The sequence below is a fragment of the Mycobacterium sp. genome (assembly GCF_004298145.1).
Classification (GTDB): domain Bacteria; phylum Actinomycetota; class Actinomycetes; order Mycobacteriales; family Mycobacteriaceae; genus Mycobacterium.
On record NZ_SCRH01000039.1, the window covers coordinates 91,125 to 110,440 of the forward strand.

At 68.5% G+C, this 19,316-nt stretch carries 21 protein-coding genes; 2 read left to right on the plus strand and 19 right to left on the minus strand.

The genetic code is table 11. The features are described 5' to 3' along the window. Positions 1 to 53: 53 nt before the first annotated feature. From EPN51_RS15795 to EPN51_RS15835, 9 genes are all read right to left on the minus strand, one after another. The gene (locus EPN51_RS15795; RefSeq protein WP_293044221.1) at positions 54 to 947 is read right to left on the minus strand and encodes an acyl-CoA thioesterase II; all 894 of its coding nucleotides are present in this window, start codon (positions 945 to 947) and stop codon (positions 54 to 56) included. A 76-nt stretch (positions 948 to 1,023) separates the two neighbouring features. Continuing rightward, complete coding sequence (gene pyk, locus EPN51_RS15800; protein ID WP_293044223.1) at positions 1,024 to 2,442, minus strand: pyruvate kinase; 1,419 nt, start codon at positions 2,440 to 2,442, stop codon at positions 1,024 to 1,026. 65 nt (positions 2,443 to 2,507) lie between these two features. Next, positions 2,508 to 2,939, minus strand: a complete 432-nt coding sequence (locus tag EPN51_RS15805) for a DUF2752 domain-containing protein (RefSeq protein ID WP_293044345.1) — start codon at positions 2,937 to 2,939, stop codon at positions 2,508 to 2,510. A gap of 89 nt (positions 2,940 to 3,028) precedes the next feature. Beyond that, positions 3,029 to 4,330 carry a prolipoprotein diacylglyceryl transferase gene (locus EPN51_RS15810; protein WP_293044225.1) on the minus strand — a complete coding sequence of 434 codons (1,302 nt, stop codon included), beginning with the start codon at positions 4,328 to 4,330 and terminating at the stop codon, positions 3,029 to 3,031. Beyond that, entirely contained in the window at positions 4,327 to 5,142 is an 816-nt protein-coding gene (gene trpA, locus EPN51_RS15815; RefSeq protein WP_293044227.1) for a tryptophan synthase subunit alpha, read from the minus strand. The genes EPN51_RS15810 and trpA overlap by 4 nt, the downstream gene beginning before the upstream one ends. After that, positions 5,139 to 6,401: a tryptophan synthase subunit beta gene (gene trpB, locus EPN51_RS15820; RefSeq protein WP_293044229.1), complete on the minus strand. Its 1,263-nt coding sequence runs from the start codon at positions 6,399 to 6,401 to the stop codon at positions 5,139 to 5,141. Before trpB ends, trpA begins: the two co-directional genes overlap by 4 nt. 70 nt (positions 6,402 to 6,471) lie before the next feature. Beyond that, on the minus strand, positions 6,472 to 7,290 hold the full coding sequence (gene trpC / locus EPN51_RS15825) for an indole-3-glycerol phosphate synthase TrpC (protein WP_293044231.1): 819 nt from the start codon (positions 7,288 to 7,290) through the stop codon (positions 6,472 to 6,474). Between the two features lie 113 nt (positions 7,291 to 7,403). Beyond that, positions 7,404 to 8,084 carry a TIGR02234 family membrane protein gene (locus EPN51_RS15830; protein WP_293044232.1) on the minus strand — a complete coding sequence of 227 codons (681 nt, stop codon included), beginning with the start codon at positions 8,082 to 8,084 and terminating at the stop codon, positions 7,404 to 7,406. Further along, positions 8,077 to 9,615 carry an anthranilate synthase component I gene (locus EPN51_RS15835; RefSeq protein WP_293044234.1) on the minus strand — a complete coding sequence of 513 codons (1,539 nt, stop codon included), beginning with the start codon at positions 9,613 to 9,615 and terminating at the stop codon, positions 8,077 to 8,079. The genes EPN51_RS15830 and EPN51_RS15835 overlap by 8 nt, the downstream gene beginning before the upstream one ends. Before the next feature lie 132 nt (positions 9,616 to 9,747). Between EPN51_RS15835 and EPN51_RS15840 the strand changes: the two genes are divergently transcribed. Further along, positions 9,748 to 10,206, plus strand: a complete 459-nt coding sequence (locus EPN51_RS15840) for a peroxiredoxin (protein ID WP_293044236.1) — start codon at positions 9,748 to 9,750, stop codon at positions 10,204 to 10,206. A gap of 15 nt (positions 10,207 to 10,221) precedes the next feature. Here the strand turns inward: EPN51_RS15840 and EPN51_RS15845 are convergent, their stop codons facing one another. The 9 genes from EPN51_RS15845 to hisD form a co-directional block, all read right to left on the minus strand. Beyond that, positions 10,222 to 11,331, minus strand: coding sequence for a calcium:proton antiporter (locus EPN51_RS15845; protein WP_293044238.1), 1,110 nt, complete (start codon positions 11,329 to 11,331; stop codon positions 10,222 to 10,224). Between the two features lie 72 nt (positions 11,332 to 11,403). Continuing rightward, positions 11,404 to 11,751: a phosphoribosyl-AMP cyclohydrolase gene (hisI, locus tag EPN51_RS15850; protein ID WP_293044240.1), complete on the minus strand. Its 348-nt coding sequence runs from the start codon at positions 11,749 to 11,751 to the stop codon at positions 11,404 to 11,406. Continuing rightward, positions 11,748 to 12,536 carry an imidazole glycerol phosphate synthase subunit HisF gene (gene hisF, locus EPN51_RS15855; protein ID WP_293044242.1) on the minus strand — a complete coding sequence of 263 codons (789 nt, stop codon included), beginning with the start codon at positions 12,534 to 12,536 and terminating at the stop codon, positions 11,748 to 11,750. Before hisF ends, hisI begins: the two co-directional genes overlap by 4 nt. Before the next feature lies 1 nt (position 12,537). Next, entirely contained in the window at positions 12,538 to 13,338 is an 801-nt protein-coding gene (locus tag EPN51_RS15860; RefSeq protein ID WP_293044244.1) for an inositol monophosphatase, read from the minus strand. Positions 13,339 to 13,345: 7 nt separating this feature from the next. Next, positions 13,346 to 14,089 carry a bifunctional 1-(5-phosphoribosyl)-5-((5-phosphoribosylamino)methylideneamino)imidazole-4-carboxamide isomerase/phosphoribosylanthranilate isomerase PriA gene (priA, locus tag EPN51_RS15865; RefSeq protein WP_293044246.1) on the minus strand — a complete coding sequence of 248 codons (744 nt, stop codon included), beginning with the start codon at positions 14,087 to 14,089 and terminating at the stop codon, positions 13,346 to 13,348. A gap of 82 nt (positions 14,090 to 14,171) precedes the next feature. Beyond that, positions 14,172 to 14,792 (minus strand): imidazole glycerol phosphate synthase subunit HisH, encoded by a 621-nt coding sequence (gene hisH / locus EPN51_RS15870; protein WP_293044248.1) that lies wholly within the window; start codon positions 14,790 to 14,792, stop codon positions 14,172 to 14,174. After that, positions 14,789 to 15,421, minus strand: a complete 633-nt coding sequence (gene hisB / locus EPN51_RS15875; RefSeq protein ID WP_293044250.1) for an imidazoleglycerol-phosphate dehydratase HisB — start codon at positions 15,419 to 15,421, stop codon at positions 14,789 to 14,791. The genes hisH and hisB overlap by 4 nt, the downstream gene beginning before the upstream one ends. Next, positions 15,418 to 16,566 carry a histidinol-phosphate transaminase gene (locus EPN51_RS15880; RefSeq protein WP_293044252.1) on the minus strand — a complete coding sequence of 383 codons (1,149 nt, stop codon included), beginning with the start codon at positions 16,564 to 16,566 and terminating at the stop codon, positions 15,418 to 15,420. Before EPN51_RS15880 ends, hisB begins: the two co-directional genes overlap by 4 nt. Next, positions 16,563 to 17,909, minus strand: coding sequence for a histidinol dehydrogenase (hisD, locus tag EPN51_RS15885; RefSeq protein ID WP_293044254.1), 1,347 nt, complete (start codon positions 17,907 to 17,909; stop codon positions 16,563 to 16,565). Before hisD ends, EPN51_RS15880 begins: the two co-directional genes overlap by 4 nt. A 95-nt stretch (positions 17,910 to 18,004) precedes the next feature. Here hisD and EPN51_RS15890 point away from each other — a divergent pair, with 95 nt between their 5' ends. Further along, complete coding sequence (locus EPN51_RS15890) at positions 18,005 to 18,418, plus strand: nitroreductase family deazaflavin-dependent oxidoreductase (protein WP_293044256.1); 414 nt, start codon at positions 18,005 to 18,007, stop codon at positions 18,416 to 18,418. 41 nt (positions 18,419 to 18,459) lie between these two features. Here EPN51_RS15890 and nadC read toward each other — a convergent pair whose 3' ends face one another. Then, positions 18,460 to 19,314: a carboxylating nicotinate-nucleotide diphosphorylase gene (gene nadC / locus EPN51_RS15895; protein ID WP_293044258.1), complete on the minus strand. Its 855-nt coding sequence runs from the start codon at positions 19,312 to 19,314 to the stop codon at positions 18,460 to 18,462. Positions 19,315 to 19,316 lie beyond the last annotated feature (2 nt).

Below are 19,316 nucleotides of genomic sequence, written 5' to 3' on the forward strand. Positions count from 1 at the left end.
AGGGCGATATCGGAGAGATTCGGGCGGATATCCTGCGGCTATTGCGTAACGGCTTACCGGCGCGACGGCGGGAAGTACTTCAGCACGCCCTCTTGCACCACGGTGGCAAGCGGTTGCCCGGACTGATCGAAGAAGTGTCCGGCGCCCAGCCCGCGCGAATCCGCCGCCACCGGCGACGACGTCGAGTACAAGACCCAGTCGTTGAAGTTGACCTGCCGGTGAAACCACATGGAATGGTTGGCGGACGCAGCGAAAATGCGGTCGAATCCCCAGGAAAGACCGTGCGTGGTGATGACGGAGTCCAACACCGTGGTGTCCGAGGAGTACACCATTGTTGCGGTGTGCAATACCGGGTCGTCGGGAACCTCTCCCAGAGCCTTGACCCAGACCCGGTTGTGCGGCAGCCGATCCCCTTTCGTCCGCATCACCCACGACGGGTCGTTGGTGTAGCGCCATTCGATGGGCTGCAGGGCGTTCACGAAGTGCGGGACGGTCTCTTCGTAGCCGCGCAACAGTTCGCTGATCGAAGGCTGCGTGTGCGGTTCGGCCACCTGAGGCGGATCGATACCGTGCTCGAGGCCGCGGCCTCCGGCCATGTAGGAGATCATCGCCGAGCACAGCAACGTACCGTCTTGCATCGCGTCGACGCGCCGGTTGGCGAACCGCCGCTCGTCACGCAGCCGCGTCACGCGGTATTCGATGTCCTTGTCGGTGTCGCCGCCGTTGATGAAATGCATCGACAGCGCGCTCGGCGGCAGGTCGTCGCGGACCAGGCTCCGGCTGCTCGCGACGAATGACTGCGACATGAGCTGACCACCGAACGTTCGCATCGGGTTCTTGCTGGGATGCGAGCCGATGAACAGGTCATCGGAGAGACGGTGAAGGTCGAGTGTCGCCAGCAGTTCCGCGAAGTCGGACGTGGTGTTCGGCTCACTGCCGGCCGGCACGGGCTCTCCTGTGGACTGAATGTGCCCGTCTCCTCCCCACGCCGCCACGCGGCCTGCGTCGTCGCCGGACGGCTCGTCAGACGTCGTCCTCCCCGATCCGGTGGACGTGGATCAGGTTGGTTGACCCTACTGTGCCAGGTGGCGCCCCGGCGACGATGACCACCAGGTCACCACGCTTGTAGCGACCGAGTTCCAGCAGCGACTTGTCGACCTGGCGGATCATGCCGTCGGTGGAGGTCATCATCGCGACGATGAACGTCTCGGTGCCCCAGGTCATGGCCAGCTGGCTGCGCACCTCCGGCCACGCGGTGAAGGCCAGCAACGGCAGCGGGGTGTGCAGGCGGGCGAGTCGCTTGACCGTGTCCCCGGACTGGGTGAAGGCGACCAGCGCCTTGGCGTCGAGGCGCTCGCCGATATCGCGGGCCGCATACGAGATCACCCCGCGTTTGGTGCGTGGCACGTGCGTCAGCGGCGGGGCCGCCGTGGAATTGTCCTCGACCGCGCAGATGATGCGTGACATGGTCCGCACGGCCGCCAGCGGATACTTACCCACCGAGGTCTCCCCGGACAGCATCACCGCGTCGGTGCCGTCGAGGACGGCGTTGGCGACGTCGGAGGCCTCCGCGCGGGTCGGCCGTGAGTTCTCGATCATCGAATCGAGCATCTGGGTGGCCACGATGACCGGTTTCGCGTTCTCCCGGGCCATCTGGATGGCCCGCTTCTGCACCAACGGAACCTCTTCCAGGGGCAGCTCGACACCGAGGTCGCCGCGCGCCACCATGATCGCGTCGAAGGCCAGCACGATGGCTTCCAGATTGTCGACGGCTTCCGGCTTTTCCAGCTTGGCGATCACCGGCACCCGGCGGCCGACCCGGTCCATCACCTCGTGCACCAACTCGACGTCGGCCGGCGAACGCACGAACGAGAGAGCCACCAGGTCGACACCGAGGTCCAGCGCGAAGGCGAGGTCCTCGATGTCCTTCTCCGACAAGGCCGGTGCGGAGACGTTCATCCCGGGCAGCGAGATGCCCTTGTTGTTGCTCACCGGGCCACCCTCGACGACCGTGCAGACGACGTCGTCGCCATCGATGGCGTCGACCACCAGGCAGACCTTGCCGTCGTCGACCAGCACCCGGTCACCGACCTCGGCGTCCTCGGTCAGTTTTTTGTAGGTGGTCGACACCCGGTCGTGGCTGCCTTCGCAGTCGGCGACGGTGATCCGGACCGTTTCACCGTCGGCCCAGTAAGTGGGACCGGTGGCGAAGCGCCCCAGCCTGATCTTGGGGCCCTGCAAATCGGCGAGCACACCGACGGCGCGCCCGGTGGCGTCGGAGGCGACCCGAACCCGTTCGTAGGCGGCTTTGTGATCGGCGTAATCACCGTGGCTGAAGTTCAACCGGGCGACGTCCATACCGGCCTCAACCAGCGCCAGAATCAACTCGTCCGAATTGGTCGCAGGCCCAAGGGTGCAGACGATCTTTCCGCGTCTACTCACGCCGACCCAGCATAGTCGCGTGCAACCCCCACGGCCCGCACATAACGCCGCCGGGCAGTGTGCTCTTAGCCACCAAGAACGGTTGGAATCAACGGAAAGGCGGGCAGGTTACGCAGAATCGTCCATCCGATCGTCGCGACCACGACCGTCAGCAACGCCGGGCGCGAGAAGGATGATTTGCCGCGGGCGCGGCGAACCAGCAGCCACGCGGCCAGCAGCGGGATCCCGACCAGCACAAAGACGTTGTCGTGGAGGGCGGCCGCCAGGTCACCGTGCACCACGTCATGCGTCATCCGCAGCCCGCCGCAGAACGGGCAATTCCAGCCGGTGAGCCACTTGAATGGACACGGCGGATAGATGGAAGCGGGGTTGTGCGGGTCGGCCAGTCCGACATAGCCGAGCGCGCCGCCCACCGCGAGGCCCGTCCCGGCGCCGAGGTAGCCGAGACGACGACGCAGGCCGTGCGGGCCGGCCTGCGCGAGCGGATGAGGTTGCATCACCGAACGGCTGACCTTGCGTTGGTCACAGTCTCCCAGCATGCCAGACGCATCGCGCCCCGCCGCGTGAAATCCCGGCACAGTCGCGGCTAGCGGCCCGACAGTCGGTTCCGCAGCCGCGAGCCCCATCGCCGCCGGGTGCCTGGTTGATCCGAGGTCTTTTCGGCGGCGGGCTCGTCAGTTTCGGGTTGTTCGCCTTCGGCTTGCGGCTCCCCGACTTCGAGCTCGCCGGCCTCGGATTCCTCGGCCTTTGCCTCGTCGGCTACCGCCGCGTCCCTGGACTCTTTGGCCTCGGCCTCGGCCTCGTCCTCGGCGAGTGCCTCCGCCCGGACCGTTTCCGGCTCTTCGGATTCCGATTCTTCGGCTGCCGTGTCGGCGGCTTCGGCGGTTCCCGCCGAAGCCGATTCGGTCGGCGCATCAGCAGCGCCGGCCGCCGCGCCCGCCGCACCCGCAGCGGCCGTCGCCGCCGCAACGGTCGCGGGCTCATCGGCGGGCTCAGGTTCCGCGTATTCCTCGTCAGCGTAGTGGTTTCCGCACAGGCTCTCGGGATCTTCGCGGCCCCTGGGCGCCGCCATGAGGTACACCACGGCTCCGATGAACACGAAAGTCGATGTGAACGAGTTGATCCGGATGCCCGCGATATGGGTGGCGGTGTCGTCGCGCAGCAACTCCACACAGAAGCGCCCGACGCAGTAGCCGGCCACATAGAGCGCGAACAGCCGGCCGTGCCCCAGCGTGAGTCGCCGGTCCGCATAGATCAAAGCGACGAAAATCAGGACGTTCCAGATCAATTCGTACAGGAACGTCGGCTGCACGACGAGTGCCACCTGGCCCGTGGAGACGCCGTCCAGCAAATGCGGGTCGAGATATCCCGAACGGTCTCGGCGGTAGAAGATCTCCAGACCCCACGGCAGTGTGGTTTCGCGGCCGTAGAGTTCCTGGTTGAAGTAGTTGCCGAGCCGACCGATGGCCTGCGCCAAAATGACTCCCGGGGCGAGCGCATCAGCGAAGGCCGGCAGCGGAATGCCGTGCCGGCGGCACCCGATCCATGCGCCGACGGCGCCGAGCGCCACCGCGCCCCAGATGCCCAGGCCGCCGTCCCAGATCCGTATGGCCGCCCCGAGTCCGGCGCCTCCCGGACCCCAATAGGTTCGCCAGTCAGTGGCCAGGTGATAGAGCCGACCACCAATCAACCCGAACGGCACGGTCCACAGCGCGATGTCGTAGATCACGCCGCGCTCACCGCCGCGCGCCTCCCAGCGCCGGTCGCCGATCAGCAGGGCGGCGACAATGCCGGCGATGATGAACAGCGCGTACGCCCGGATGGGCAGCGGCCCCAGGTGCCAGACACCCTGCGGCGGGCTCGGAAAATAGGCGAGCAACGTGGTCACGACGCGGCCGCCCTTTGACGGACACCGGCGGCGAGTTCCTCAGTCAGTGCACGCAATGCCGTCAAACCCCCGTCTCCCAGCGCCGACACCAGCGCGGAACCGACAATGACACCGTCGGCGTAGCCGCCGATCTCAGCGGCTTGCTCTCGCGAGCGCACTCCCAGCCCGACACCGACGGGGATGTCCGATATCTCCTTGACCCTGCCCACCAACTCGGGTGCGGCATGCGACACCGCGTCACGCGCTCCCGTCACACCCATCGTCGACGCCGCGTAGACGAATCCGCGCGACGCCTCGACCGTCATCGCCAAGCGCTGCGGCGTCGATGACGGCGCCACCAGAAAAATCCGGTCCAACCGATGCTCCTCGGACACCTCCAGCCACCGCCCGGCTTCGTCGGGGATGAGATCGGGAGTGATCAGGCCGTATCCGCCGGCCGATGCCAGGTCGCGGGCGAAAGCGTCAATTCCATAGCGCAACACGGGGTTCCAGTAGGTCATCACCACGGCATGCCCGCCGGCCGCACTGATCGCCTCGACCGCGGCCAGGGTGTCGCGGATGCGCACGCCGGCGTGCAGCGCGGCCTCGGTGGCCTTGGCGATGGTCGGGCCGTCCATGCCGGGATCCGAATACGGCACCCCGACTTCGACGATGTCGCAACCCGATTCGACCAAGGCGATCATCCCGTCCACGGACGTCGGCACATCCGGGTAGCCGGTAGGCAGATAACCGATCAGCGCCGCACGACTGTCCTTGCGGCACACGTCGAAGATCGGCTCGAGCCTGCTCGTTTCGCTCTGCTTGACGGTCATCGGTCGCTGGATCCCAACAGCCCGAACCACTTCGCGGCCGTCTCGACGTCCTTGTCCCCGCGCCCGGACAGGTTCACCACGATGATCGCGCCCTGGCCCAACTCGGGACCCAACTTCAGCGCCCCGGCCACCGCGTGTGCGGATTCGATGGCCGGGATGATTCCTTCGGTGCGGCACAGGATGCCGAACGCATCCATCGCCTCGGAGTCGGTGATGGGGTGGTACTCGGCGCGTCCGGTCTCGCGCAGCCACGCATGTTCTGGGCCCACCCCCGGATAATCGAGACCCGCTGAGATGGAATGGGATTCGATGGTCTGACCGTCCTCGTCCTGCAGCAGGTAGGAGAACGATCCCTGAAATGCCCCGGGCGAACCGCCGCTGAAGGTCGCGGCGTGCCTTCCGGTTTCGACGCCGTCGCCGGCCGCCTCGAATCCGATCAGCCGCACGCCGGGATCGTCGAGGAACGGGTGGAAGATTCCGATCGCGTTGGATCCGCCACCGATGCAGGCCACCACCGCGTCGGGCAGCCGGCCCGCCTGGGACTGGATCTGGGCGCGCGCTTCGAGGCCGATGATGCGCTGAAAATCGCGCACCATGGCGGGAAACGGATGCGGCCCGGCCGCGGTGCCGAAGCAGTAGAAGGTGTTGTCGGCATTGGTAACCCAATCCCGGAACGCTTCGTTGATGGCATCCTTGAGCGTCTTCGAACCGCTCTGGACGGAGACGACTGTGGCTCCCAGCAACCGCATCCGTGCCACGTTGAGCGCCTGACGCTCGGTGTCCACGGCGCCCATGTAGATCACGCAGTCCAGGCCGAGCAAGGCGCACGCGGTGGCGGTCGCCACGCCGTGCTGACCGGCCCCGGTCTCGGCGATCACCCGCTTCTTGCCCATGCGCTGGGCCAGCAACGCCTGACCGAGCACGTTGTTGATCTTGTGAGAACCGGTGTGGTTCAGGTCTTCTCGCTTGAGGAAGAGGCGGGCGCCGGCCTGCTCGGAGAGCCGTGGCGCCTCATACAGTGGCGACGGCCGCCCGGCGTAATGCGCCTGCAGATGATCCAGGGTGTCCAGGAAGTCCTGGTTGACGCGTTCCTTCTCGTAGGCGGCGGTGACCTCTTCGATCACCGCCATCAAGGCTTCGGCAACGTAGCGGCCGCCGTACACGCCGAAATGCCCGCCCGCATCGGGTTCGTGACGGGTGGGTTCGGCGATGGCTGCGCTCGGAAGCGGAAGGTCCGGGCGGGACAGGTCCACCATCACCAAGGCTCTACGCGGGGATGGCTCATGGGGTTCAACGTATCAGCGCAGGGGCTCTTCAGTGACGTAGCGACTAGCGAGCCGGTTTCGGACAGGACGGATGGGTGCCCGCGGTGACCAGGTCGGCCACCGCGGCGCGCGGGTCACCGCTTTTGACCAGACCTTCGCCGACCAACACGGCGTCGGCACCCGCACCGGCATACGCCAGCAGGTCTCCGGTGCCGCGGACACCGGATTCGGCGATCCTGATCACGTTGCTGGGCAGCCCGGGAGCGATGCGCGCGAAGCAATCCCGGTCCACCGCCAGCGTGGCCAGATCGCGGGCGTTGACGCCGATTACGTTGGCCCCGGCCTTGAGCGCCCGGTCGGCTTCCTCTTCGGTGTGCACCTCGACGAGTGCCGTCATGCCCAGCGATTCGGTGCGGTCCAGCATCGACACCAATGCCGACTGCTCCAGCGCGGCGACGATGAGCAGCAACATGTCGGCACCGTGCGCACGCGCTTCGTGGATTTGATAGGGCTGCACGACAAAGTCTTTGCGCAAAATCGGTATCGAGACCGCCGCCCGGACCGCGTCGAGATCGTCGAGCGAACCGTGAAAGCGGCGCTCCTCGGTCAAGACGCTGATGATGCGCGCGCCACCGTCTTCGTAGGCCCTGGCCAGTTTGGCCGGATCGGCAATGGTCGCCAGGGAACCCGCCGACGGGCTGGCGCGCTTGACTTCGGCGATGACGCCGATTCCGGGCTCACGCAAGGCGGCCATCACGTCGCGTGGCACCGGCGCGGCCGCCGCGGCGGCTTTGATCTCGGACAGGCTGATCAGGGATTCGCGCGCAGCGACGTCGGCCCGGACTCCTTCGAGGATGGAGTCAAGCACGGTTGCCGGACTCATGCCTGTCGTTTCCCTTCGCCCTGTCGCCCCGCCGTCATCGGACGGCCACTTGGTTGTCCCCAGCCGATTGCGACGACGTCAATGAAGGGTAGCGGCCCGCGGCTCGTGGCCCGTCACCGACCCTCGGTGTCAGACTCGCTCGGCCGATCGGTTGGGTCGCGCCCCTCGTCAAGCGCGTCCCAGATCATCCGCTCCGACACTTCCGGCGTCTCCCGCGTCTCCCGCATCGCCCCGTCGGCGTCTTTACGCCGCGCAATCGAGCGGCGCGTCGCCGGTGTCGTGTACTTCATCGCGCTCGAGCGCGCCGACCCCGAATCCGACGCGGATCGCATCAGCAGGACGACGGCGATCAGCGCGCACGCCGCGGCGGCCACCGTGACCCCGGCACCCCAATACCGCCGCTCGCTTCCGACCAGCGACATCATCGAGATGTGCGCCAGCTCGGCACCGCGGACCGCCACGTCGGGCAGCGCCCAGAGACTGATTCCCAGGTAGCCGACCGCCAGGCTGGTCACCGCCAGCAGCCCCGCCAGCGCGCGCAGCAGCCAGCCCCGCACGGCGATTGCGGCGACGGCCGCGGCCAGCAGCAGCATCGCCAACGGCAGCAGCGCCGTCGACCACGTCCCGCCGGACAAGGTCACCTCCTTAGGCGGCCCCAGCCCGTCGAACGACCGGATCACGACCCAGGGCAGGCGCGAGGCCACCCACAGCGCCCCCGCGGCGACCACCAGTGTCACCTGGGCGATCCGGATCAACCATCGGCTGTCCAGCCGCCGCGATCCGGCCTCAGTCATCGCGACCCGCGTCCGGTTCGGTCAGGGTCTCGGCGGCGGCGATCGCGCCGAGCACTGCGCGTGCCTTGTTGGTCGCCTCGGTGTATTCGTAGGGGCCGTTGGAGTCCGCCACCACCCCGCCGCCGGATTGCACATAGGCGGTGCCGGCGCGCATCAGGGCGGTGCGGATGGCGATCGCGAAGTCGGCGTTGCCGGCGAAGTCCAGGTAGCCGACCACGCCGCCGTACAGGCCGCGGCGCGTCTTCTCCACCTCTTCGATCAGCTCCATGGCCCGCACCTTCGGCGCCCCCGACAACGTGCCGGCCGGGAAGCAGGCCGTCACCGCATCCAAGGCCGTCCGGCCCTCCGCGAGCAGGCCGGTCACCGTCGACACCAGGTGCATCACATGGCTATAGCGTTCGATGTGGCTGTAGTCCTCGACGCGGACGGTGCCCGGCGCGCAGACCCGGCCGAGGTCGTTGCGGCCCAGATCGACCAGCATCAGGTGCTCGGCGCGTTCCTTCTCGTCGGCCAACAGCTCCTTCTCCAGCAGCTGGTCTTCTTCGTCGGTCTCTCCACGCCAGCGGGTTCCGGCGATCGGATGGGTGGTCGCGACGCCGTCGGCGACGGTGACCAGCGCCTCCGGACTGGATCCGACGATCGAAAAGTCAGCTCCCCCAGTGCTATTCGGCACGCGCAGCAGATACATGTAGGGGCTCGGGTTGGTTACCCGCAGCATCCGGTACACATCGATCGGATCGACGTCGGTGTCCATTTCGAACCGCTGCGAGGGCACCACCTGAAACGCTTCACCGGCGGCGATCTGGTCGACGAGATAGTCGACGATCTTCCCGTACTCCTCGACGCTGCGCTGCGCGCGGTAGCGCGGCTCCGGCCGGTCGAACGTGGCGACGGTCGACGACAGCGGCTGGCCCAGGGCCGCGGTCATCACGTCCAGCCGGGCGACCGCGTCGTCGTAGGCCTCGTCGACCCGCTCATCGGTCCCGTTCCAGTTCACGGCGTTGGCGATCAGCGTGATGGTGCCCTCGTGGTGGTCCACCGCCGCCACATCGGTGGCCAGCAGCAACAACATGTCCGGCAGGCCCAGGTCGTCGACGGCCAGTTCGGGCAGCCGTTCCAGGCGCCGCACCAGGTCGTAGGCGAAAAAACCGACCATGCCGCCCGACAGCGGCGGCAGCCCCGTGAGCGGGCCGGTGGCCAGCAGTTCCAGGGTGGCCCGCAGGGCCTGCAGCGGGTCGCCTCCGGTCGGCGCGTCCCGCGGCACCACGCCCAGCCAGACGGCTTCACCGTCGCGCACGGTCAGCGCCGAGGGGGCTCCCGCGCCGATGAACGACCACCGCGACCAGGAACGCCCGTGCTCGGCCGACTCGAGCAGAAAAGTGCCCGGCCGATTGGCGGCGAGTTTGCGATACGCCGACAGCGGCGTCTCACTGTCGGCCAACACCTTGCGGGTCACCGGGACCACACGGTGTTCGGCTGCCAGCTGACGGAAATCCTCTCGTGAGGTCGTCGCGGCGAGGTGGGCGTGCACCGACCCATCCTCCCAGACGCGGGTGGGTGGCCCGCGAGCGTAACGTGGCTGCGCTTTTCCGCGCGCAGATTCGCAGCGCCGTTACGTCCGCGGGCGGGCGGCGGGCCCCGCATCGGGCGTAGCGTGTCCGCCATGAAACCTGGTGAGACCATCGCCGACTTCGAACTGCCCGATCAGACAGGAGCGCCGCGCAAGCTCAGCGAACTGCTGTCCGGCGGACCCGTCGTCCTGTTCTTCTACCCGGCGGCGATGACGCCCGGCTGCACCAAGGAAGCGTGCCACTTCCGCGACCTGGCCTCCGAATTCGCCGCAGTCGGGGCCAACCGGGTGGGGATCAGCGCCGATCCGGTGCAAAAGCAGGCCAAGTTCGCCGACCTGCAGAAGTTCGACTATCCGCTGCTGTCGGACACCGACGGCAGCGTCGCCGCGCAGTTCGGTGTCAAGCGCGGCCTGCTGGGCAGGCTGCTGCCGGTCAAGCGCACCACGTTCGTCATCGACACCGACCGCACGGTGCTCGAGGTCATCTCCAGCGAATTCAACATGGACACCCACGCGGACAAGGCGCTGGCGACACTGCGCGCCCGGTCCTAGCGCGGCCAGGGGCCGTCAGGGGCTGATCGCCAGGAAGATGTAGGCGGCCAGCAGCACCAGATGCAGCTCGCCCTGCAGCCGGGTGGCCCGCCCGGGCACGACGGTCAGCACGCTGACCACCACGGTCAGCGCGAGCAACACCAGCTGGATGGGGCCGAGGCCGAGCACCAGCGGCCCTTTCAGCCACACCGACGCGAGCGCGATCACCGGGATGGTGAGTCCGATGCTGGCCATCGCCGAACCGTAAGCCAGGTTCAGGCTGGTCTGGATGCGGCCGCTGCGCGCCGCCCGCGCCGCCGCGAGCGTCTCCGGCAGCAGCACCAGCGCCGCGATGATCACACCCACGAACGACTGCGGGAAGCCCACAGCCATTACCGCGCGCTCGACGGCCGGCGATTCCTCCTTGGCCAGCCCCACCACCCCCACCAGCGCGCAGAGCAGCAACGCCAGGCTGGTCAGCGCCTGTCGGGTGCTGGGCGGCTCGGCGTGGCTTTCATCCTCGTCAAACAGGCTCTTTTGGCCTTTCTGCGCGATCGGCAGAAAGAAGTCGCGGTGCCGCACGGTCTGGGTGAACACGAACAGCAGATACACCAAGAGCGTGGCGACCGCGGCGAAGGCGAGCTGGCTGGGGGTGAACTCCCTGCCCGGGTGCCCGGTGGTGAAAGCGGGCAATACCAGGCTCAGCGTGGCCACCGTGGTGACCGTGGCCAGGGCGGCTCCGGCGCCTTCGGCGTTGAACAGCGTCACGCCGTAGCGCCGCGAGCCGAGCAGCAGGGACACACCGGCGATCCCGTTGGTGGTGATCATCAGCGCGGCGAACGCGGTGTCCCTGGCCAGGGTCGCGGCCTCGTTGCCGCCGGAGATCATCAGGGTGACGATGAGGGCGACCTCGATGATGGTGACCGCGGACGCGAGCAGCAGCGACCCGAACGGCTCGCCGACCCGGTGGGCGACCACCTCCGCGTGATGCACCGCGGCGATCACGGCGCCGACGAGAAACAGCGCAGCCACCCCGACCAGCACCGGGCTGAGCTTCTCGCCCCAGATCAATGCCAGCACGACGACGGCAAACACCGGCACGAGCACGTTCCAGGACAAGAGGTCCCGGGACAACCATTTCGACATTGCCCGCCATTCTTGTCTAGGTCATGCGCCCGTGCCCGCGGAAAGTGACCCCGGACACGCCCGGTTCGCCGGCTAGCGCTCCGGTTGCAGGAGCGCGTCGGCGTCGAAGCAGCTGTGATCGCCGGTGTGGCAGGCGCCGCCGACCTGGTCGACCGTCAACAGCACGGTGTCCCCGTCGCAGTCCAACCGCACCGAGTGCACGTATTGGGTGTGACCGGATGTCGCGCCCTTCACCCACTGTTCACGACGCGACCGCGAATAGTACGTCGCCTCACGGGTTTCCAGGGTGCGGGCCAGGGCCGCGTCATCCATCCAGGCGACCATCAGCACGTCGCCGCTGCCGCGCTCCTGCACGACGGCGGCGATCAGGCCGTCGGCGTTGCGCTTGAGGCGCGCGGCGATCTGCGGGTCGAGCGTCATCGCACGGTGATCCCTTCGGCGGCCATGGCGGCCTTCACCTGCCCGATGGTCAACTCCCGGAAGTGGAAAACGCTGGCCGCCAACACCGCATCGGCTCCGGCCGCGATCGCGGGCGCGAAGTGTTCGGCCGCCCCGGCGCCGCCGCTGGCGATGACCGGCACGGTGACCGCCGAGCGCACCGCCCGTAGCATCTCCAGGTCGAACCCCGCCTTGGTGCCGTCGGCGTCCATCGAGTTCAGCAGGATCTCCCCCACCCCCAAATCGGCTCCGCGAGAAGCCCATTCGACGGCATCGAGCCCCGTGCCGCGGCGCCCTCCATGGGTGGTGACCTCCCAGCCCGACGGAGTGGGCACCGAGCCGGGGGGGACGGTGCGGGCATCGACGGACAGCACGATGCATTGGGAGCCGAACTGCCGTGCCATCTCGGCCAACAGCTCGGGCCGGGCGATCGCGGCGGTGTTGATCGAGACCTTGTCGGCGCCCGCCCGCAACAACACGTCGACGTCGGCCACGGTACGCACGCCGCCGCCGACGGTCAGCGGGATGAAGACCTGCTCGGCCGTCCGGCGCACCACATCGAGCATCGTGGCCCTTCCCGATGACGACGCGGTCACGTCGAGAAAGGTGAGCTCATCGGCGCCTTCGGCGTCATAGGCAGCCGCGAGTTCCACGGGATCGCCCGCGTCCCGGAGGTTTTCGAAGTTGACCCCCTTGACCACCCGCCCGCCATCGACGTCCAGGCACGGGATCACCCGCACCGCAAGGCCGCTGGGGGTCGCGTGCATCTCAGTAGTCCTCCGGTCGGCCGGTGCTGCGCAAAAGGTCGAGAATCTCGGCGTGCGCCGCGGGACCCGCCGCCAGCACGGAATCCGATGCGGGACTCCACGGCTCGCCGGCCAAGTCGGTAACGACACCGCCGGCGGCTCGCACCAACGCGACCCCGGCCGCGTGATCCCACACGTGGCCACCGAAACTGATTGCCGCACCGAGTATCCCGTCGGCGACGTAGGCGAGGTCGAGGCCGGTGGACCCATGTATCCGCAACCGCGACGAGACCCGGCTGAGATTCTCCAGCACCGCGACCCGGTAGCGCCCCGGGAACCGGCCCCGCCCGTCCGCGCTGAAAGATCCCGCGCCGACCAGGGCGTCGGCCAGGTCGATCGACGTCAGTGGCGGCTGGGGGACCCCGTTTTTGCGCAACGGGCCGCGGGTCACCGCGGTGTAGCGCTGGCCCATGAACGGCAACCAGGTCAGTCCGGCCACCGGGTCGCCGTGGCGCAGCAGGCCCAGCAGGATCCCGGCCATCGGTGATCCGGCCGCGTAGTTGAAGGTGCCGTCGATGGGATCCAGCACCCACACCCAGGGCGAGTCGAGGGCCGAGCCGCCGAACTCCTCGCCGTGGACGCCGATTCCGGTGGCCTCGACCAGCGCGGCGACGACCTGCCGCTCGATCGCGAGGTCCACGTCGGTGGCAAAGTCGTTGCCCTTCTTGCGGACCGCGGAATCGGCGCGGTGACCGGCAAGGAACGGTTCCGTGGCGTCGTCGAGGATCGCCGACGCCTTCTCCACCAACGCGTCCAAGTCCATGTGGCTTTTACTCTCCGACCGCGGCCAGCGCCTGCGGCAGCGTGAATCGACCGGCGTAGAGGGCCTTTCCGACGATGGCGCCCTCGACCCCGCGGCCGGTGAGGGTCGCGATCGCGCGCAGGTCGTCCAGGCTGGATACACCGCCCGACGCGATCACCGGGACGCCGGTGCGATCGGCGACGCAGGCCAGCAGCTCCAGGTTGGGGCCGCCCAGCGTGCCGTCCTTGCTGACATCGGTGACGACAAACCGCGAACACCCTTCGCCATCAAGGCGTTCCAGCACCTCCCACAGGTCGCCGCCGTCGGTTTCCCAGCCGCGCCCCCGCAGCCGGTGCGCACCGGCCGGATTGGTTTTGTCGATCTGGACGTCCAACCCCACGGCGACCTTGTCGCCGTGCTCGCTGATCGCCCGGGCGCACCACTGCGGGTTCTCCAGGGCCGCCGTTCCCAGGTTCACCCGCGCGCAGCCGGTGGCCAGGGCCGCGGCCAGCGAATCGTCGTCGCGGATCCCGCCGGACAGCTCCACCTGAACGTCGAGCTTGCCGACCACCTCGGCGAGCAGTTCGCGGTTGGAGCCGCGCCCGAACGCCGCGTCCAGGTCAACCAGATGGATCCATTCGGCGCCGTCGCGTTGCCAGCCCAGCGCGGCGTCCAGCGCCGAGCCGTATTCGGTTTCACTGCCCGCCTTACCTTGCACCAGACGCACGGCACGGCCGTCGACCACGTCGACCGCGGGCAACAAGATCAACACATTCCCTCCTGTGTGCCGAGACCGCAACGGGTTACGCGCACCCTCGGCTGTTGCATGACAGCAATCGCTTTCGCGAGGCCCGTCACAATCCCTGGACCCAATTGCTCAACACGGCCGCGCCGGCATCACCGCTTTTCTCCGGGTGAAACTGGGTGGCCGACAGCGGCCCGTCCTCGACCGCGGCCAAAAACGGCCCCTCGTGGGTCGCCCAGGTCAGCACCGCCTCCGGCGAACCCTCCCACTGCTGCGCGGCGTAGGAATGCACGAAGTAGAACCGGGTGTCCGCGTCGAGCCCCTTGAACAGGACGCTGCCGGGCCCGGAATCCACGACGTTCCAGCCCATGTGCGGGACCACCGGCGCCTGCAGCCGCGTCACGTAACCCGGCCACTGCCCGCATCCATCGGTTTCCACGCTGAATTCGACGCCGCGAGTGAACAGGATCTGCATCCCGACGCACACACCCAGCACCGGTCGCCGCGCGGCGACCCGATCGGCGATGATGCGGTCCCCGGCGATCGCGCGCAGTCCCGTCATGCAGGCCTCGTACGCACCGACCCCGGGCACCACCAATCCGTCGGCGGCCGCCGCGGCATCGGCGTCGGCGGTTACCTCGACCGCCGCACCGACCCGCTCGAGCGCGCGTTGAGCCGACCGCAGGTTGCCCGAGCCGTAATCGAGGACAACAACCGATTTCTTTGTCACAGAACGCCTTTGGTGGACGGCACACCCGACACCCGAGGATCGGGCTCGACCGCCTGACGCAACGCGCGGGCGACCGCCTTGTACTCCGCTTCGGTGATGTGGTGCGGGTCGCGCCCATAGAGGACCCGGACGTGCAGCGCGATGCGGGCGTTGGCGGCCAGCGATTCGAACACGTGCCGGTTGATGACGGTGTGGTAGGGCACCGAGTTGCCGGCGATGGTGGTGTGCCGCAGGTGATCCGGCTCTCCGGTGTGCACACAGTAGGGCCGGCCGGACACGTCGACCGCGGCGTGTGCCAGCGTCTCGTCCATCGGGATGAAGGCGTCCCCGAACCGGCGGATGCCCCTCTTGTCGCCCAGGGCCTGCCCGAGCGCCTGCCCCAGGGCGATGGCGGTGTCCTCGATGGTGTGATGGCCCTCGATCTCGACGTCGCCCTTGGTGCGTACGGTCAGGTCGAAGCTGGCATGGCTGCCCAGCGCCGTCAGCATGTGGTCGTAGAACGGCACACCGGTGTCGACGTCGACCTGGCCGGTGCCGTCGAGGTCGAGTTCGATGACGATGTCGGATTCCTTCGTGCGACGCTCGATACGCGCACGGCGGGCGGCTTTTCCGGTTTGGGCGGTGGTCATGGCGCTCCTACGTTGACGGGGGCCAGTTCGGTGGCGGCGAGCCCGGCGCTGGCCCGCAGGAAGGCGTCGTTCTCCCCCGCCAGGCCGGTGGTGACGCGCAGGTAGCCGGGGATTCCGACGTCGCGGATCAGCACGCCGGCATCCAGATACCGCTGCCAGGTTGCGGGTGCGTCGGCGAATTCCCCGAACAGGACGAAGTTGGCGTCGCTGGGAATCACCCGAAAACCCAAGTGGGTCAACTCTTTTGAGACGCGCTCGCGTTCGTCGATCAGCGTCGCGACACTGCCCAACGTGTCGTCGGCGTGCCGCAGCGCGGCCCGCGCCGCGGCTTGAGTGATCGACGACAGGTGGTACGGCAACCGCACCAGCAGCATCGCGTCGATCACCGCCGGCGTGGCGATCAGATAGCCGAGCCGCCCGCCGGCGAAGGCGAACGCCTTGCTCATGGTGCGCGAGACGATGAGCTTGGTCGGATACTCCCCCACCAGCTCGACCGCGCTGGGCTGCGACGAGAACTCGCCGTAGGCCTCGTCGACGATCAGGATGCCGGCCACCACGTCGAGCAGCCGCCGCAGATCCGGCAGCGAAACGCTCTGCCCGGACGGGTTGTTCGGGCTGGCGACGAACACCACATCGGGACGGCGGTCGGCAATGGCGGCCACCGCGGCGTCGACGTCCAGGCCGAAGTCGTCGGCCCGGGCGGCCTGCAGCCATTCGGTGCGGGTGCCGTCGGCGATGATCGGGTGCATCGAGTAGGACGGGACGAAGCCGATCGCCGTGCGCCCCGGCCCGCCGAACGCCTGCAGCAGCTGCTGCAGAATCTCATTGGAACCGTTTGCCGCCCAGAGGTTCTCGACCCCGAGCCGGACACCGGTCTGGACGCTCAGGTAGCCGGCCAGGTCGGTCCGCAGGGCGATCGCGTCGCGGTCGGGATAGCGGTGCAGGTCGGCGGCGGCCTGCGCCACCGAGCGCACCACGTCGTCCACCAGCGCCGTGCTGGGCGGATGCGGGTTCTCGTTGGTGTTCAGCCGCACCGGGACCGCCAATTGGGGTGCGCCATAAGGAGATTTGCCGCGCAGGTCGTCGCGCAGGGGCAGATCGTCGAGAGTGGGCTCGGTTTTCGGTGGTTCGGCGGATCCGGTCATCGCTCGAACCTCCGCCGTACCGCCTCGCCGTGCGCCGGCAGGTCTTCGGCCTCGGCCAGCGTGATCACATGCCCGGACACGTCTTTGAGCGCCGCCTCGGTGTAGTCGACGACGTGGATGCCGCGCAGGAAGGTCTGCACGGACAGGCCGCTGGAATGCCGCGCGCAACCCGCGGTGGGCAGGACGTGATTGGAACCGGCGCAATAGTCGCCGAGGCTCACCGGCGAATACGGGCCGAGGAAAATAGCCCCCGCCGCGCGTATCCGCCCGGCGACACTCGCCGCGTCCACGGTCTGGATCTCCAGGTGTTCCGCGGCGTAGGCGTTGACGACCTTGACGCCGGCCTCCAGGTCGTCGACCAGGATGATCGCCGATTGGCGCCCACCCAATGCGGCCGCCACCCGCTCACGGTGCACGGTCGTCTGCAACTGGGCGGCCAGTTCCTTGTCGGTGGCGGCGGCCAAGTCCTCGCTGGGGGTCACCAACACGGCGCCGGCCATTTCGTCGTGTTCGGCCTGGCTGATCATGTCGGCGGCCACGTGCGCGGGGTCGGCGGTGTGGTCGGCCAGGATCGCGATCTCCGTCGGCCCGGCCTCGGCGTCGATCCCGACCCGCGAACGGCACAGCCGCTTGGCGGCGGTGACGTAGATGTTGCCGGGCCCGGTGATCAAATCGACCGGCGCCAGCTCCGCACCGTCGAGGTCGGTGCCGCCGTAGGCCAGCAGTGCCACCGCCTGCGCACCGCCCACGGCCCACACCTCGCCGACCCCCAGCAGCCGGGCCGCGGCCAGGATGGTCGGGTGCGGCAGGCCGTCAAACCGGGCCTGCGGCGGGCTGGCCACCACCAGCGAGGCGACACCGGCGGCCTGCGCCGGCACGACATTCATCACCACGCTGGACGGGTAAACCGCGTTGCCGCCGGGCACGTAGAGGCCCACCCGCTCGACCGGTACCCACCGCTCGGTGACCGTCGCGCCCGGGCCCAGGGTCGTCGTGACATCGGTGCGACGCTGGTCGGCGTGCACCGCGCGGGTGCGTTCGATCATCACGCGCAGGGCTTCGGCGACCGCCGCGTCCAGTTCCGCGAGGGCCTTCTCGAGTGCCTCCTCGGGCACCCGGACGACCGGGGGCCGGACCCCGTCGAAGGAGGCCCCGAACTCCAGCGCGGCTTCGGCGCCGCGCTGGGCGACGGCCTCCACAATCGGCCGCACCTGGGGCAGCACCGTCTCCACATCGGCGCCGCCGCGCGGCAGCGACGCCCGCAATCGGGCAGCCGTCAATTCCGCGCCCCGCAGGTCGATACGGGCCATCGGTGACGGTCGGGCGGTGCTCACGGTGTCCATTGTCCCAGAGGAACTCAAATCAATATCCGACCGGTAGTGTGCCGGTAAATAGGCCATACCCCGCGCTGAAACAAGAGCCAACCCAGGGAGCCGCCATGTCCGCCAAGGATCACCCCAACAACGCCCCGGGCGTCCCGATGGTCTTCCCGCCCTGGTTCGAGCGCTTTCAGATCAAGTACTTCAACCCTGCCGTCAAGCCGATCGTGCGTTACCTGCCCGGAACCGCGACGATCAAGCATCGTGGCCGCACCTCCGGCAAGCCCTACGAGACCATCGTGACCACCTACCGCAAGGGCAACACCCTGGCGATCGCGCTGGGCCACGGCAAGACCGACTGGGTGAAAAATGTGCTGGCCGCCGGGGAGGCGGACGTGCAGCTCAGCCGCAACCGGGCGGTGCACATCGTCAACCCCCGGATCCTGCCCGCCGGCTCCGACGGGGACGGCTTGCCGGCAATGGCGCGCGCGCAGCTGCGCCGGATCGGGGTTTTCGTCGCCGACATCGCCTGAAATCCGGCCGCTTCGCGCGTTGAGTGTGCGAAGCGGCCGCACTACATGTCCAGGCCGATGTCGAGCACACCCACCGAATGCGTGAGCGCACCGACGGCCAGATAGTCCACCCCGGTCGCGGCGTAGGCGGCGGCGTTCTGAAGGCTGAGGCCGCCGGAAGACTCGAGCAGGACGGCGGGCGCGCGCGCATCCCTGCGCTGCACGGCCATCTGCGTCTGCCATACCGGGAAGTTGTCCAGCAGGATCAGCTCGGGCTTTTCGGGCAGCACCTCGTCCAGCTGCTCGAGTGAATCGACTTCCACCTCGCACGGCAGCTCCGGCGCCGCGTCGCGCACCGCGCGCAGCGCCTCGACCACCGATCCCGCGGCCACCACGTGGTTGTCCTTGATCAGCGCGGCATCACCGAGTCCGAGGCGGTGGTTGACGCCCCCGCCGACGCGGACCGCGTATTTCTGCAACACACGCAGCCCGGGCAAGGTTTTGCGGGTATCGCGCACCTTGGCCTTGGTGCCGTGCACGGCGGCCACCCAGTGCGCGGTCGCGGTGGCGATCCCCGACAGGTGGCAGATCAGGTTCAGCATGGTCCGCTCAGCGGTGAGCAGCCCGCGGGTTTCTGCCCGCACGGTCAGCACGGGCTGGCCCGGTTGCACGTGGGCGCCGTCCTCGACGCGGTCGAGGACCTGGTAGCCGCGCGGGCCGAGCACCTCGTCGAGCACCAGCGATGCGATGTCGATGCCGGCGATCACGCCGGGTTGCCGGGGCACCATGGACGCGGTGGCCACCGCCTCGGCGGGCACCGTCGCCAGCGTGGTGACGTCGGGCCCGTAGCGCATGTCCTCGACCAGACCCTGCCGGATGGTTTCCCGCGCGGCGGTGAGTTCACAGTCGGACATCATGG